The organism is Terriglobus sp. RCC_193 (assembly GCF_041355105.1).
Taxonomy (GTDB): domain Bacteria; phylum Acidobacteriota; class Terriglobia; order Terriglobales; family Acidobacteriaceae; genus Terriglobus.
Genome location: NZ_JBFUPK010000001.1, coordinates 613814 through 628486, shown reverse-complemented (window position 1 = coordinate 628486; position 14673 = coordinate 613814). Strand labels below are relative to the sequence as shown.

Here is a 14673-nt window from a genome sequence, read left to right as displayed (position 1 = left end):
ACAACGATGGTGAATCGCACACGTTTGAATCTCGCAAAGATGGCTGCTGCTGCGGTAGTGGTGTTATTCAGCTCCGCGGCGCTGCATGCGCAGGATAATGTCTTCACTGGAACGAACACGGGTGCAGACCGCATCCGCATTGCCGCAGCAAACTTTCGCGCAGGTTCCGCCGATGCTGGCAGCCTGAAACAAACCTTTGATACTGTGCTGTTCAACGACCTGCAGAATGCAGGCGTGTTCGATCTTGTGTCGAAGAGTCTGCAGCCGCAATCCACGCCGGGCACGCCGCAGGAAATGCGCCTGGATGAGTGGACCGCAGCACCGGTAAGCGCGGCGTATGTTGCTTTCGGTTCACTGAGTCTGTCCGGTAATCGCGTGGTGGTGAATGCGTATGTGGATGACACGCACAATGCGCAGTATCCGCAGGTGCTGGGCAAGCAGTACACCGAGCCCGGCGATGACAACGGTGCGCGCACCATTGCACACAAGCTGGCCGATGAGATCATTCTGCGGCTTGGCGGCGGTATTGCCGGCATTGCAGAGAGCAAGATTTATTTTGTGCGCGCCGCTGGCGGCAACAAAGAGATCTGGGCGATGGATTACGACGGTGCGAATGCGCATGCCGTGACGCATCTGGGAACCATCTCGATTTCGCCGCGTGTTTCGCCGGACAATTCGCGCATTGCGTTTTCTTCGCTGGGTAAGGACGGATTTCAGATCCGGATGTATTCGCTGCTGCTGAATCGTCCGATCAACTTCCCTTCCGGTGGTGGAACGAACCTTTCTCCGGCATGGTCGTCGAATGGACAGCTTGCGTATTCGTCTTCACGCACCGGCGATCCTGAAATTTACAGCACCGATGCCAACGGAAACGGTGCCAGGCGCATCACGAACTCACGTGGTCCCGATGTTTCGCCGACGTGGAATCCGAAGACGGGATCGCAGATTGCGTTTATCAGCGGTCGCAGCGGATTGCCGCAGGTGTATATCATGGACGCGGACGGCGCTGGGCTGCAGCGCATGACCGATGGCGGGTATGCCACGTCTGTTTCGTGGTCTCCCAATGGACAGTTCCTGGCCTTCGCATGGGATCGCAAGTACGGTCCGGGCGCGCCAGGAGGACAAGACATTTACGTGATGGAGATTGCCAGCAAGCGCTGGATCCAGCTCACGAATGGCATAGGCCGCTGCGACTTCCCCTCGTGGTCGCCGGATGGCCGCCACATCGTTTTTGCCGTGGGCTCCGGCGCACGCGCAGAAGTTTGGACCATGCTGGCCGACGGTACTGCGAAGCACAAACTTGCAGGCACCGGAAGTGACATGCCCAATTGGAGTTTTCGCTGAAGTTCTTTTTTCTGCCGATCAACGAATTTGAGGAGAGATGATGAGATTGCAAACAACCCGCACCAAATCAATCGTGACGACTGCAATGGCCGCCATGCTGCTGCTGGCAGGTTGCCATAAGAAACAGAGTGCGCCGCCGCCGTATACCGCACCGCCAGCCGCTCCCGCAGCCGCGCCCACCGCGACGCTGACCGCAGAGCCTGCGACGATCGACCTGGGCCAGTCTGTGGTTCTGACGTGGCACACATCGAACGCGACGTCGGTTTCGATTGACGGTGTAGGACCGGTAAATCTGAACGGAACAACCAATGTGACGCCGTCGAACTCGACGAACTTCCACCTGGTGGCAACGGGGGATGGTGGCACGGCGGAAGCGAATTTCCGCGTGACCGTGCGTGTACCCGCGCCGCCCGCCGACACAGGTACGTCGTCGAATCTGCCGGATGATGCAACGTTCCATGCTGCTGTGCCGGATATCTTCTTCGACTACGACAGCTACGACCTGAATCCCACAGGCCACACCTCGGCTCAGCAGGCTTCCACGTACCTGAATCAGCATCCGAATATCAAGCTGCTGATCGGCGGCTACTGCGATGAGCGTGGTTCGGCTGAGTACAACCTGGCGCTGGGTGAGAACCGTGCGAACGCCGCAAAGACCGCGCTGGTAAACGCCGGCGTGTCCGCAAGCCGCATCCGCGTGATCTCCTACGGCAAGGAAAAGCAGTTCTGCACGGAACAGAATGAATCGTGCTGGCAGCAGAATCGCCGTGCGCAGTTCAACATCGACCGGTAAACAACTGCAATTTCCCTTAATCTGGTAACGCACGAACGCATGGCGGGTTCCTACTCATCCGCCATGCGTTCTCTTACGTGGAGGAACCGCCCCATGCACCGCACACTTCGCATTGTGCCCGCTACGCTTGCACTTGCCGCTGTCCTGTTCACTGCCCCGACTCCCGCCTTTGCTGCCAACAAGGAGATGGTGGAGTTGCAGACGCAGGTCCGCGCGCTGCAGGACGCCATTGCCCGCCTGCAACAGTCCAACGACGAACGCATGGGCGTGATGAAAGACCTGATTCAGCAGACAACCGACGCCGTGAACAAGATGGCGCAGAACATGGACGGCGTGCAGCGGCAGATGCGCGCACAAAGCGAGGGCACCGGCAAGAACGTGGAACAGCTCTCCGGGCAGATGCAGTCGCTGAACGACTCGCTGGATGAGTTGAAGGCCCGGCTTGGCCGCATTGAGAAAAACATTGGCGATGTGCAGAGCCAGCAACAGAGCATCAGCTCGAAGATGGATTCGGGTGGAGTCGCCGGCGGTGGAGCGCCGATGACGACCGATACACCTTCCAGCGGCAATGCACCTGCGCCGATCGTACGGAATGGCAAGCCCTCTGCGGCTATTCCCGCAGCACCTGCGCTGCCCACAGCCCCCTCTGCGCCGCCGGTGGAAGATCTGTATCGCACGGCCTTCAGCGATTACAACGGTGCGAAGTACACGCTGGCTTCTGCGGAGTTTAACGATGTGATCAAGTACTATCCCGACTCAAATCTGGCGGGCAATGCGTACTTCTACCTGGGCGAGATTGATTACAAGGCAGGACGCTTCTCCGCAGCCGCGAAGAACTACGACAAGGTGGCGGAGCAGTATCCGGGCAACCCGAAGACGGCCGTTTCGCAGCTTCGCAAGGGCGAATCGCTGCTGGCGCTGAAGCAGACGGATGCGGGTGTGCGCGAGCTGCGTTCGCTGATCCAGCGCTATCCCAACACGCAGGAGGCCACTGCCGCGCGCAGCAAGCTGAATGCGCTGGGAGTGACGGTGGTTCCGCGGAACCGGTAAGCTCCGCGGAAGTCGCAGATTCAGGAATTCATGCCGCGCAGGAGAGACGCAATCTCTTCTGCGCGGTTTGCCGTTACGGACAGAAGCGGCAGTCGCGGACGGCCACCGAAGTAGCCGGAGAGTTCGCTTGCTGCCTTGATGGAAGGCGTGTCCCACGACAGAATTCCCTGTTCTGCGCGTGCCAGTCTTCCCTGCTTTTCTGCGAGGAGTTTCGGATCGCCATCTTTCCATGCGGCCCACACTTCAAATGCGGCCTGAGGAACGGATGCAGCCAGCGGCATGGCGAGTGAGCCAACGCCTGCACGCAGGGCCTCTGCCGCGTCGGCAGTGCTGCCCCATATGATCTGGAAGCCCACTTCTTTCGTGCGGGTCTTCAAAGCGGGTACTGGCGGTGCAGTGGCCACAGCGGTGCCGCCGCTGAGTGAGGACGCGCTGACGAAGGTGCCTGCAACCACCGTGGCAAGCTGCTCCACGGCCAGCATCCGGCCCGTTGCGGCGGTGAAGGTGATGGTGGTGGTGGCCGTGTGCTTTACGGCAACCGTTGCTTCGCGCACCTGCACGACGCGGCTTACGTGGGTCGATTGCTCAAGGATGCCGATGACGTTGGGATGCGTTGCGAGCCGTGCGATCAATGCCAGGGGCAGCGGTGCGCTGTCCGCATCGGAATACAGCACCACCGGCAGCGGAGAGCCGTCTGCGATGGCTTCGAAGTAGGTAAGGCATGCTGCGGTGGGTTCCGTGGCGTTCCAGAGCAGATGACGATATTCCAGCGGGGCGCCAAGCAGGACGGCATCGAATCGCGCGTCTGCGGCGGCCTGGGCCAGCAGCAGCGATTCGCGCACGCCTGGCAGGCCGATGCCTGCGGTCAGCACCTTTTCTTTGGCTGCTTCCGCGGCCACTGTCTTCAGAACTTCGACACGTTCCTCGGAGGACAGCGAAGCCATTTCGCTATTTGCGCCAAGCGCGATCAGGCCACTGGTGGGCGTGAGCGAGTAGCGCCGCACATTGTGCTCCAGTTTGCGGAGGTTGAGCCGGCCATCGGGATAAAACGGGGTTGCGAGCGGAACGTGAACGCCTTCAAACAGCATGTCTTCATGGTATCGCCAACGATGCCTGCGGAAGGAAATTCCAATCGGCTCTTTGCAATAGCCGCAGGAAAAGCTAACGTAGAGAGGCAATGGAATCAGTTGAGATTCGGGGAAACAAATCTACTGGCGACCTGGCGCGCGAGGCGGGCTGGTTTGTGTTGCATACACTGCTGGCGGTTCTGGTCCTGGTGGTCATTATTGCCGTGTTCTGGGTGATGCACGTCGATCAGGACTCGTCGTTGCCCAAGATCGTCTGCACCGCACTGGCGCTGATCATTCCGATGGGTGCAGGCTTTGTCGTGGGCCGCATGGTGCCAGGAACGGTCGCGTCACACGTTTGGATCTCCGGGCTGCTGTTTTTCCTGGTGGTGTGCGTGTACACACTGGACCTGCCCACCGGAAATGGCCTGTGCAACGGCTGTGGCGCCGTGGACAAGCTGTGGCGCACGTTCTTCAGCATTGAGTTGAACAGCGGTCTGCTGGGCGGCGATGGCATCCTGATCGGAACGTGGATTCCGCTGTCGATGATCGGGTATTCCATCGGCGCGAAGATTGCACGCAATCTCTCTGAATAACAGTTTTCGTTATGAACAAAGGGCCTCCGCTGCATTGCGGAGGCCCTTTGTGTTTGTTTCGGTAGTCCTTAGACTGTGCGCGAGGCGTGCAGTTCCTGCAGCGTGTACACGCTGGTCTGGCCCCGCTGCAGCGCCGCGATGCCCTCTGCTGCTGCACTTGCCGCGGCAAGCGTGGTGATGGAAGGAATGCGGGCGGTTACGGCCGCACGGCGGATTGCCTTCTCGTCAAAGATGCTGTCCTGGCCGCGTGGCGTGTTGATGATGAGCTGGATGCGATCGCCCTTGATGAAGTCGACGACGTTGGGACGCCCTTCCTTCACCTTGTGGACGCGTTCCACCGTCAGACCTGCATCGCTGAGGATGTCTGCCGTGCCGTGCGTGGCGACGAGGTGGAAGCCCATCTCCACGAACTGCTTGGCGAGCGGAACAACGTTGGCCTTGTCGTGGTCGTTGACGCTAAGGAAGGCCGTTCCCCTGGTGGGCAGGTTCTGGCCTGCCGCGATCTGCGCCTTGGCAAAGGCTTCGCCGAAGGTTTCGGCTACACCCATGACTTCGCCGGTGGAGCGCATTTCGGGTCCGAGGACCGGATCGACACCCTGGAACTTACCCCAGGGGAAGACCGGCGACTTCACGAAGTAGTGGTTGCCGGTGCCGAGGTCCTTGCCGGATGCGAGCTGCTCTGGCAGCAGCTCTGCCAGCGTGCGGCCCGTCATGAGGCGCGATGCGATCTTTGCCAGCGGCAGGCCTGTTGCCTTCGAAACGTACGGCACGGTACGCGATGCGCGCGGATTCACTTCGATGACGTAGACCTTGCCATGCTGGATGGCGAACTGGATGTTCACGAGACCGATGACGTTCAGCGAGAGTGCAAGCTGGCGCGTGTACTTACGAATCTGATCGAGCACGTCGGCGCTGAGATCGACCGAAGGCAGGACGCAGGACGAATCGCCGGAGTGGATGCCGGCTTCTTCGATGTGCTGCATGATGCCGGCGATGATGACGTCCTTGCCGTCGCAGAGCGCGTCCACGTCCACCTCTGTAGCGTCTTCGAGGAAGTGGTCGATGAGGACCGGACGCTCCTGCGAGTATTCGATGGCTGTGTTCATGTAGCGCACGATGGATTCATCGTCATACGCGATGACCATGGCGCGGCCACCGAGCACGAAGCTGGGGCGCACAAGCACCGGATAACCAACCTTGTTCGCACCCGCAAGAGCTTCTTCGATGCTGGTGGCGATGACGCCTGCGGGTTGCGGAATCTTCAGGTCTTCGATGAGCTTCTGGAATCGCTTGCGGTCTTCTGCAAGTTCGATCGATTCCGGCGAGGTACCGATGATGGGCACACCTGCAGCCTTCAAGGGCAGCGACAGGTTCAACGGTGTCTGGCCGCCGAACTGCACGATCATGCCGATCTCCGCACCACCTGAAGCTTCGTGGTTGTACACCGCGAGCACGTCTTCGAAGGTTAACGGTTCGAAGTAGAGGCGGTCGCTGGTGTCGTAATCCGTGGAGACGGTTTCCGGATTGCAGTTGACCATGATGGTCTCGTACCCGTCTTCACGCAGCGCGAACGATGCGTGACAGCAGCAGTAATCGAACTCGATGCCCTGACCGATGCGGTTGGGGCCGCTGCCGAGGATGATGATCTTCTTCTTCGAAGTTGGGATCGCTTCGTCTTCCTCGTCGTAGCAGGAGTAGAAGTACGGCGTGAAGCTTTCGAACTCTGCGGCGCAGGTGTCGACGAGCTTGTAGACCGGCTGAATGCCGTGCTTCTCGCGTGCTGCGGCAACCTGCTGCGATGCGTCCTTGCCATCGAGGCTGAGTGCCGTTGCGATGAGGTCATCGCTGATGCCCATGCGCTTGGCGTCGCGAAGCTGGTTGGCGTCGAGGCTGTCCAGAGTCTTGCCCTGCAGGCCGCGGATCTCATCCGTGATCTGCTTCACCTGATACAGGAACCACGGGTCCATCGTGGTGAGGCGCGCGACTTCACGCACGGTCATGCCGCGCTCAAACGCGTACAGGATGTAGCGCAGACGCTCAGGGTGTGGGGTGACGAGGCGCTGCGTGAGGCGGCGCGGTTCGATGTCGGATGCGGATGCCTTCTTGCCCGTCTCCAGCGATCGGATCGCCTTCATCAAGGCTTCCTTGAAGGTGCGACCGATGGCCATGACTTCGCCGACAGACTTCATCTGCGGTCCAAGCGTCTCTTCCGTGCCGGGGAACTTCTCGTACTGCCACTTGGGAATCTTCACCACGACGTAGTCGATGGTGGGTTCAAAGCAGGCGGGCGTGGCCTTGGTGATGTCGTTCTGCAGCTCGTCCAGCGTGTAACCGACGGCGAGGCGCGCGGCGATCTTCGCAATCGGGAAGCCGGTGGCCTTGGATGCGAGCGCCGACGAACGCGACACGCGCGGGTTCATCTCAATGACCGTCATGCGGCCGTTCGCGGGGTTCACCGCGAACTGCACGTTGCTGCCGCCGGTTTCTACGCCGATCTCACGAATGACGGCGATGGCGGCATCGCGCATGTGCTGGTATTCACGATCTGTCAGCGTTTGCGCGGGTGCGACGGTAATGCTGTCGCCCGTGTGCACGCCCATCGGATCGAAGTTCTCGATGGAGCAGATGATGATGACGTTGTCGGCGAGGTCACGAACGACTTCCAGTTCGTATTCCTTCCAGCCGAGCACGCTCTCTTCCAGCAGGCATTCGGTGACGGGCGAAAGGTCAAGGCCGCGGGAGAGGATTTCCGTCAGTTCTTCGCGGTTGTAGGCAATGCCGCCACCCGATCCGCCCAGCGTGAACGACGGGCGGATGACGCAGGGAAAGCCGATCTTCTGGGCGAAGTCGAGGCCGTCGCGCAGGTTGTTCACCAGCGAGCTCTGCGGCATGTCGAGGCCGATCTTGTTCATCGCGTCCTTGAACAGGAGACGGTCTTCAGCCTTCTTGATGGCGTCGAGCTTTGCGCCGATCAGTTCCACGTTGTACTTGTCGAGCGTGCCATCGTCAGCAAGATCCACGGCGAGGTTCAGCGCCGTCTGTCCACCCACGGTGGGCAGAACAGCGAACACGCCAGGCTTGCCGCTTTCCTTCAGCAGATCGCTTTCGACGCGGAGGATCTCTTCCAGGTACTTCGGTGTCAGCGGCTCCACGTAGGTGCGATCAGCCACTTCGGGGTCGGTCATGATCGACGCCGGGTTGCTGTTGATCAGCACCACTTCGTAGCCCTCTGCCTTGAGGGCCTTGCAGGCCTGCGTGCCGGAGTAATCGAACTCGGCAGACTGGCCGATGACGATCGGCCCGGAGCCGATCACCAGAATCTTTGCGATGTCATTTCTGCGTGGCATCTATCTTCCTTACAAACTGTTTTGCGCCGGATATACCGGCGACAATGAGCTTTGAAGGGGCCCGGCTTCAGCCGGGCCATCCTCCGAATCATTCATAAGCGGCTTTAGCCGCTGAGGCATCGGCGACAAAGCGAACGCGGAAGAATCGCGTGATCGCCCTCGCTGCGTTCTCAACGCTTCCCGCAGTGAATTCAAGTTCTGGCGGATATAGCGAAGATGCGTTTCGTAATCCTGATCATCACGGATGCGATGATCCGTAAAGCCGCGCTGCCAGATATCGGCCTTCCACTGGAACTGCCGCTTTGCCTGAAAGGAAAAGCCGCCTTTGATCAGTTGCAGCGTGCGCTCTAATGGGCCTGCCGGAGTAAGCAGGAGATGAACATGGTCTTCCATGATCACGTAATCATGGAGTAAAAACTCATCGCTATAACGCTGGAGCGTGTTGAGCAGAAGGAAGAACCATCGTTCATTTCGGAAAAGAGGAATGCGCTCTGCCGTTTGAAACGACACGAAGTAAGTCTGCTGGTTGTTGCGTGCAGGCTCTCTCTTCGGCTTCACTCCTACTCCCCTCCGGGGCTAAAGCCCCTTGATAGTTTTGCTCGATAGATGGCCCGGCTAAAGCCGGGCCCCTTCAAAGCATTCTCTCCGTGCGAGCTATGAAGCCATCTCATCCACTCGAAGAGTATTTTCTATTTCCTATTCCAGTCTTCCATCAACTTCCGGAAGTCCTTGAACAGGTAGTGCGAATCGTGTGGCCCGGGGCTGGCTTCGGGGTGGTACTGCACGCTGAACATGGGGTGTTCCTTGTGCTTCAGGCCCGCCACGGTCTGGTCGTTCAGGTTTACGTGTGTGATAGCCACTTTGCCGCCGTCCAGCGATTCCGGATCGACAGCGAAGTTGTGGTTCTGCGACGTGATCTCCACCTTGCCCGTTTCCAGGTTCTTGATGGGATGGTTCGCGCCGTGGTGACCGAACTTCAGCTTGTAGGTCTTGCCGCCGAGCGCGATGCCGAAAATCTGGTGACCAAGGCAGATGCCAAACATCGGCGTCTTCCCTGCCAGCTCCTGCACGTTCTTCTGCGCGTACTCCAGAGGCTCCGGATCACCGGGGCCGTTGGAGAAGAAGACTCCATCCGGATTCAGCGCGAGCACATCGCTTGCGGGCGTGGTGGCGGGAACCACCGTGATACGGCAGTTTTCGCGAGCCAGCATACGCAGGATGTTCTGCTTGATGCCGAAGTCATACGCGACCACATGCATCTGCTTCGACGCAGGATCAATCGACGCCGGCAGAAACTTATCACCGGTTTCGTTGCGCTCCGTCTCGGCGGACCATTCGTAGGTCTGCTTCGTGGTGACTTTGCTGGCAAGGTCTGTGCCGTCCATCCTGGGGATGGAACGCGCCTTTATTACCAGAGCGTCCGTGTCGATGACCGCATCCTTCGCAAAGGTGGCGATCACGCCACGCATCACGCCGTTGGCACGGAGATGACGAACGATGGCGCGTGTATCCACATCGGCAATGACGGGCACGCTGTTCTTTTCCAGGTACTCGTCTGTGACCTGCGTGGAGCGCCAGTTGGATGACACCGGCGAGAACTCACGTACGACGAGACCTTCAATGTACGGTTTGGTGCTTTCATCGTCGCTCGGCGTGGTGCCGTAGTTTCCGATTTGTGGATTGGTGAGAACGACAATCTGCCCGGCGTAGGAGGGATCGGTAAAGATCTCCTGGTAACCGGTCAATGCAGTATTGAAAACGACTTCCCCGATGCGTTCGGCTGGGGCGCCGAAGCCTTTTCCGCGGAAGATGCGCCCGTCTTCGAGCGCTAAAATGGCTTGCATTGCCTCTCCAAAGGAGTGGATTCAATCGATTCTAACAGTCTTTGGCGTCAGAACCCAACCCGCCCCGTTCTTTTGCCGTAGAAGGGCTGCCGCACATCTGGCAAGGGCAGTCCTGCATCTCAATAAATTCAACCTGGTTGAAAAGAAACTCTCTGAACAATGCCTATTCGCCCGATTTCGTCGTCGCTGACCGACGACTCGCAACATAGCCATCTGCTGGACCGCGTGCGCCTGCTGGCGGAGATTGACGAGGCCGCACGCCGACTACTCTCGCCAGAGGAGATCGTGCTGCGCGCCGCCACTCTGCTGGGCGAGTTCCTGAGGGTGAATCGCTGTGCCTTTGCCGATGTGGAGGAAGACGAAGACACCTTTAACCTGACCGGCAACTATCTGAACGATGTGGAGTCGATGGTGGGTCGCTATGCCTTCCACGATTTTTCGCTGGAATGCCTGCGATGCATGCGCGCGGGCGACCCCTACGTGGTCTACGACTCGGAAGAAGAATGGAGCACGCAAGCCGTGCTCGAGAACTTCCGCATCCCGGAAATTCGTTCGGTGATCTGCGTTTCCGTCAAGCGCAGCGGCGTGCTGACAGCGGCTATGGCCGTGCACTGCAAGCAGCCACGCGTCTGGACCGCGGATGAAATTGCGCTGCTACAGACGGTTGCCAATCGTGTGTGGGAGTCGATCATCCGCATCCGCGCGGACAAGCAGGCGGTTGAAGCCCGTGAGGTGCTGAACATGGCCCTGGAGGCCGGGCACGCAGGTGTTTTCGACTGGAGCATCCAGGACGATCGCATTACGTGGTCGCCTCAACTGGAGGCTCTGTATGGTGTGCCTACAGGAACATTTGAAGGCCGTCTGATTCACTGGTCCCAGCGCATTGTGCCGGAAGATGCCGAACGGGTAACAAGTGAGATCAACGCCGCCATGCAAGAGCGGCAGAGGGATTTTGGCTATGATTTTCGCGCCTGCCTGCCCGATGGCACACAACGATGGCTGCATGGACAGGCCCGCTTTATCTATGCCTACGACGGCACACCACTCCGCATGATCGGCATAAACGTCGACATTCATGAAAGGCGGCAGGCGGAACTGGCATTGCTGGAAAACGAGAAGCTGGCCGCGGTAGGCAGACTCGCAGCCTCCATCGCACACGAGATCAACAATCCGCTGGAGTCCATTACCAACCTGCTTTACCTGGCGCAACGCAGCGATACGATCACAGAGATTCAGCAATATCTTCAGATTGCCGAACAGGAGCTCTCACGTGTCTCCGTGATCAGCGCGCAGACACTGCGTTTTTACAAGCAGTCCAGTGCGCCGCGGCAGGTGACAGTTCCGGAGCTGTTTGATAGCGTGATCTCCGTTTTGCAGGGCCGGCTATTCAAGCATGGCGTGCAACTGCAGGAACGATGGCGTGCTGCTCAGCCGATACGCTGTCTGGACGGAGAGATCCGGCAAGTGCTGGCCAATCTGATCACCAACGCTATTGATGCTCTGCCGGCCAACGGAGGACGGCTCTACCTGCGCTCCCATGAGGGGCAGGATGGGAAAGAGCGTAAAGGCATCTACATTGTGGTGGCCGATACGGGATCCGGGATGGCTCCGCTGGTCCAGAAGCGCCTCTTTGATGCCTTCTTCACCACGAAGGGCGAAGAAGGCAACGGGCTGGGCCTGTGGGTGAGCAAGGAGATTGTCGATCGGCATGAAGCCGTGCTGCGGCTGCGGAGCAGCCAGAAACCCGGTTCGAGTGGCACCGTCTTCCGCCTGTTCCTTCCCTTCACATCGTCCGTGGCGTAGGACTTTTCCTTCTGCCTTTACGATGCAACACTATTCAGTGTGAATATTCTTTTCGTGGGCGATGTCTTTGGCTCGTCCGGCCGCCATATCGTCGCCGAGCACATCGGCCATGTGCTTGAATCCAACGCTGTCGACCTTTGCATCATCAATGGCGAAAATGCCGCTGGCGGATTTGGCCTGACACCCGCCATTGCCGATGATCTCTTCGACCTGGGCGCGGATGTCATCACTACCGGCAACCACTTCTGGGACAAGAAAGAGATTCTGGAGTATCTGAAGGTCCCGGTGGATTCGCATGACCGTGCGCGCCGCATCCTGCGTCCCGCAAATTTCGCACCGAAGACGCCGGGGTTTGGCGTGTACGAAGGCACGTTGCCGAACGGACAGGCGTATGCCGTGGTGAATCTGCAGGGACGCGTCTTCATGTCGCAGAACGATGATCCGTTCCGCAAGGCCGACGAGCTACTGAACAGCATCCGCAGTCGCGTTATCTTTGTCGATTTTCATGCCGAAGCCACCAGCGAAAAAATTGCGCTGGGATGGTATCTGGACGGTCGCGTTACCGCCGTGATCGGCACGCACACGCACGTTCCAACGGCTGACGAACGCATTCTTCCGGGTGGCACGGCCTACCAGACGGACGCTGGCATGAGCGGGCCGTATGACTCCGTGATTGGCGTGGAGCGCGAGGCTGTGATCAACCGCTTTCTGACAGGCCAGCCTGCGAAATTTGAGGCAGCCAAAGGGAACCCCAAGATGGCCGCGACCCTGGTCGAATGCGACGGTATCACAGGCCGTGCCTATGGCATCCGTCGCATCCTGCTGGGTGAATGATCAGCGGGCCTCTTCCATCGCAAACCGTCCTAGCGGAATGGCATGGGATACCTGCGGCTTGTTCTCGAGAGGCGTGGAGGGGTATGGGTCAGACGTTGTGGTCGGGTAACCATACACATTGCCCGTGCGCAGGTTGACCACGACCTTACCCAGCACCTGGCCTCCTCCTTTGGGTACACGAAGCATGTAGACGCTCGGCTCCACGTATAGGGGATCCCATGAGTTGGCGTCCGCATGAACGGTCGCCGGTGCGATGTAAGGCCGCGCAGCAAGCACCATGAGTGACGCCGCAATCAGGCCGAGCAGCACGTTCGTTGTGCGATTGGCTGTCATAAAATCCCTTCTGTTCCAAACAGCGAGAGGCAGCCCGCGGGCTGCCTCTGCTGATTCTGCTGTAATACGTTCTAGCGGCGACGCGGAGCGGGCTTGTGCGCCGGAGCCGGCTTGGGAGCGGCCTTTGTCTCGATCTCTCCACCCGTCATGGTGATCATGAGGGGCTTCTGCGTGTACGAGTCAAAAGTGGCAATCACGTTGACATCCGAACCGGCAGCGGGAGCTGTCTTCGGCGCTTCCTTCAGCGTGATGGTGAAGTCGGCAACCAGCGGGTTGGCCTGCTTCGCATCATCGGAAACGGCAAGCTGCAGGCTGGTGTCGGTGATGCTGACAACCTTACCCGGAACCTTGGTTTCCTTGCCCTTGAAGCCGTCAAACACCTTCTGTGCCTGATCCGGCGTACCGTTCTGGATGATGTATTCCACATCGGCCAGAGCCAGCTTGGTGACATCCGGTGTGCTGTCCAGAACCTGCTTCACAGTGTCTGCAGGGGTGGGAGCCGGCTTAACGCTGCTGGCAAACTCCGGCGTCGGGAAGACGCTGGCCGCAGCCGCAGTCTTCACCGCGTCATAGCCATCCTCAGCACCGTGGAATTTCTTGTAGCAGTAGGTGGCCAGCGGCTGGAACTGTGCCTTGAACTGGTCCGGTGCGAATGTCGCCGTGCGCGTTGCGAAGAACGTGCAGTTCAGGTAGTCCGGCGGGGTGCTGGTGTAATAGGCCTGTGCCAGGAAGTAGGTGTCCTGAAGGATGGGACCAGGCTGCTGGGTCACAGCCGGATCAACCGACTTGAGCTCCGCAGTGTAGGCAGAAATGGCGCCTGCCGAGTCCTTCTTGGTCAGCGCATCGATGCCGATAGCTGAATAGAAGTACGGCGTTACCTGCTTGGTGATGGCGGTCCAATCGGCATCGGAAACAGCAGCGGGCTTGGTCACCTTCAGCCCCTTGCTGGCAGCATCGGCAGCCTTGTCATAGGCAGCCTGCTTGGCAGCAACATCCGTTGCAGCATCGCCCTGCGCCTTCAAAAGGCTGGTTTTCAGCGCCAGAGCGCGAATGTTGTTAGGGTCAACAGCCAGCAGACGATCCGCAGCATCCAGCGCCTTCGGCGCATTGTTTGCAGCGGCATAACCAGCCAGCAACTGTTCCAGCACGGTCCCCTTCACCGTGGACGCAGGATACTTCGTCAGGAACGCCTCAGCAGCCGCGGCCTTGGTGGCACCGTCGGTAGCCGTGATCACCTTCTGGTAATCCGCGTATTCGTCCTGCGAGAGTTGAGGTCCCTGTGCTGCCTGGGCAAATATCGGTGTCACAGCTACTGCGGAAACGCAGGAAACTGCCAGCATCGAGGCAAGAAACGCCTTCTTCATCGAACTCTCCCTGTTCTCTTTTCGATCTGTATTCATTCAGAGCACTACCGTGCTTCTGTGGGTCGCACAAGCTTGAATAGATGCAAGCAATGTATCAGGTGTGGGTATGTATTCTGAAGAACCCTCTTTTAACAAGCCTTGCTCCTCGCCTATTTTGACGCAGCAAAACGCCGATTATCGAACTGCCATTGGAGCCTTTCTTCTGTTTTCAATGATTTCGCAAGGGAATTTCGTTCACAAGCCGAAGTGCGCCAGATGTACACGGCCACCCCTGCCCATTGGGTTTAGGGACGCCTTA

The 14673-nt window shown here is 59.0% G+C and carries 12 protein-coding genes; 6 read left to right on the top strand and 6 right to left on the bottom strand.

Annotated elements, in window-relative coordinates; translation table 11 throughout:
• Positions 1 to 6: 6 nt before the first annotated feature.
• From AB6729_RS02575 to AB6729_RS02565, 3 genes are all read left to right on the top strand, one after another.
• On the top strand, positions 7 to 1344 hold the full coding sequence (locus AB6729_RS02575; RefSeq protein ID WP_371079988.1) for a translocation protein TolB: 1338 nt from the start codon (positions 7 to 9) through the stop codon (positions 1342 to 1344).
• Positions 1345 to 1381: 37 nt separating this feature from the next.
• Complete coding sequence (locus AB6729_RS02570) at positions 1382 to 2137, top strand: OmpA family protein (protein ID WP_371079987.1); 756 nt, start codon at positions 1382 to 1384, stop codon at positions 2135 to 2137.
• Between the two features lie 93 nt (positions 2138 to 2230).
• Positions 2231 to 3187, top strand: coding sequence for a tetratricopeptide repeat protein (locus AB6729_RS02565; RefSeq protein WP_371079986.1), 957 nt, complete (start codon positions 2231 to 2233; stop codon positions 3185 to 3187).
• Between the two features lie 20 nt (positions 3188 to 3207).
• Here AB6729_RS02565 and AB6729_RS02560 read toward each other — a convergent pair whose 3' ends face one another.
• Positions 3208 to 4275: a dihydrodipicolinate synthase family protein gene (locus tag AB6729_RS02560; RefSeq protein ID WP_371079985.1), complete on the bottom strand. Its 1068-nt coding sequence runs from the start codon at positions 4273 to 4275 to the stop codon at positions 3208 to 3210.
• An 89-nt stretch (positions 4276 to 4364) separates the two neighbouring features.
• On the opposite strand from AB6729_RS02560, the gene AB6729_RS02555 reads away from it, so the two are divergent.
• A complete protein-coding gene (locus AB6729_RS02555) occupies positions 4365 to 4850 on the top strand; it encodes a hypothetical protein (protein WP_371079984.1) in 486 nt (161 codons plus the stop codon).
• Positions 4851 to 4918: 68 nt separating this feature from the next.
• On the opposite strand, the gene carB is transcribed toward AB6729_RS02555, so the two are convergent.
• The 3 genes from carB to carA all read right to left on the bottom strand — a co-directional run bounded on the left by carB (position 4919) and on the right by carA (position 10041).
• The gene (gene carB, locus AB6729_RS02550) at positions 4919 to 8197 is read right to left on the bottom strand and encodes a carbamoyl-phosphate synthase large subunit (RefSeq protein WP_371079983.1); all 3279 of its coding nucleotides are present in this window, start codon (positions 8195 to 8197) and stop codon (positions 4919 to 4921) included.
• A 9-nt stretch (positions 8198 to 8206) separates the two neighbouring features.
• Positions 8207 to 8707, bottom strand: coding sequence for a transposase (locus AB6729_RS02545; protein ID WP_371079982.1), 501 nt, complete (start codon positions 8705 to 8707; stop codon positions 8207 to 8209).
• A 179-nt stretch (positions 8708 to 8886) separates the two neighbouring features.
• On the bottom strand, positions 8887 to 10041 hold the full coding sequence (carA, locus tag AB6729_RS02540) for a glutamine-hydrolyzing carbamoyl-phosphate synthase small subunit (RefSeq protein ID WP_371079981.1): 1155 nt from the start codon (positions 10039 to 10041) through the stop codon (positions 8887 to 8889).
• A 159-nt stretch (positions 10042 to 10200) separates the two neighbouring features.
• Between carA and AB6729_RS02535 the strand changes: the two genes are divergently transcribed.
• A complete protein-coding gene (locus AB6729_RS02535) occupies positions 10201 to 11844 on the top strand; it encodes an ATP-binding protein (RefSeq protein ID WP_371079980.1) in 1644 nt (547 codons plus the stop codon).
• A gap of 39 nt (positions 11845 to 11883) precedes the next feature.
• Entirely contained in the window at positions 11884 to 12678 is a 795-nt protein-coding gene (locus tag AB6729_RS02530) for a TIGR00282 family metallophosphoesterase (protein WP_371079979.1), read from the top strand.
• On the opposite strand, the gene AB6729_RS02525 is transcribed toward AB6729_RS02530, so the two are convergent.
• Both AB6729_RS02525 and AB6729_RS02520 read right to left on the bottom strand, forming a co-directional pair.
• Complete coding sequence (locus AB6729_RS02525) at positions 12679 to 13011, bottom strand: hypothetical protein (RefSeq protein WP_371079978.1); 333 nt, start codon at positions 13009 to 13011, stop codon at positions 12679 to 12681.
• 71 nt (positions 13012 to 13082) lie between these two features.
• Positions 13083 to 14375 (bottom strand): hypothetical protein, encoded by a 1293-nt coding sequence (locus AB6729_RS02520; RefSeq protein ID WP_371079977.1) that lies wholly within the window; start codon positions 14373 to 14375, stop codon positions 13083 to 13085.
• Between the last annotated feature and the right edge of the window lie 298 nt (positions 14376 to 14673).

Bases quoted from the DNA above. Each gene is read 5' to 3' on its own strand.
- AB6729_RS02575 (WP_371079988.1), top strand. From the start codon at position 7: ATGGTGAATCGCACACGTTTGAATCTCGCAAAGATGGCTGCTGCTGCG.
- AB6729_RS02570 (WP_371079987.1), top strand. From the start codon at position 1,382: ATGATGAGATTGCAAACAACCCGCACCAAATCAATCGTGACGACTGCA.
- AB6729_RS02565 (WP_371079986.1), top strand. From the start codon at position 2,231: ATGCACCGCACACTTCGCATTGTGCCCGCTACGCTTGCACTTGCCGCT.
- AB6729_RS02560 (WP_371079985.1), bottom strand. From the start codon at position 4,275: ATGCTGTTTGAAGGCGTTCACGTTCCGCTCGCAACCCCGTTTTATCCC.
- AB6729_RS02555 (WP_371079984.1), top strand. From the start codon at position 4,365: ATGGAATCAGTTGAGATTCGGGGAAACAAATCTACTGGCGACCTGGCG.
- carB (WP_371079983.1), bottom strand. From the start codon at position 8,197: ATGCCACGCAGAAATGACATCGCAAAGATTCTGGTGATCGGCTCCGGG.
- carA (WP_371079981.1), bottom strand. From the start codon at position 10,041: ATGCAAGCCATTTTAGCGCTCGAAGACGGGCGCATCTTCCGCGGAAAA.
- AB6729_RS02535 (WP_371079980.1), top strand. From the start codon at position 10,201: ATGCCTATTCGCCCGATTTCGTCGTCGCTGACCGACGACTCGCAACAT.
- AB6729_RS02525 (WP_371079978.1), bottom strand. From the start codon at position 13,011: ATGACAGCCAATCGCACAACGAACGTGCTGCTCGGCCTGATTGCGGCG.
- AB6729_RS02520 (WP_371079977.1), bottom strand. From the start codon at position 14,375: ATGAAGAAGGCGTTTCTTGCCTCGATGCTGGCAGTTTCCTGCGTTTCC.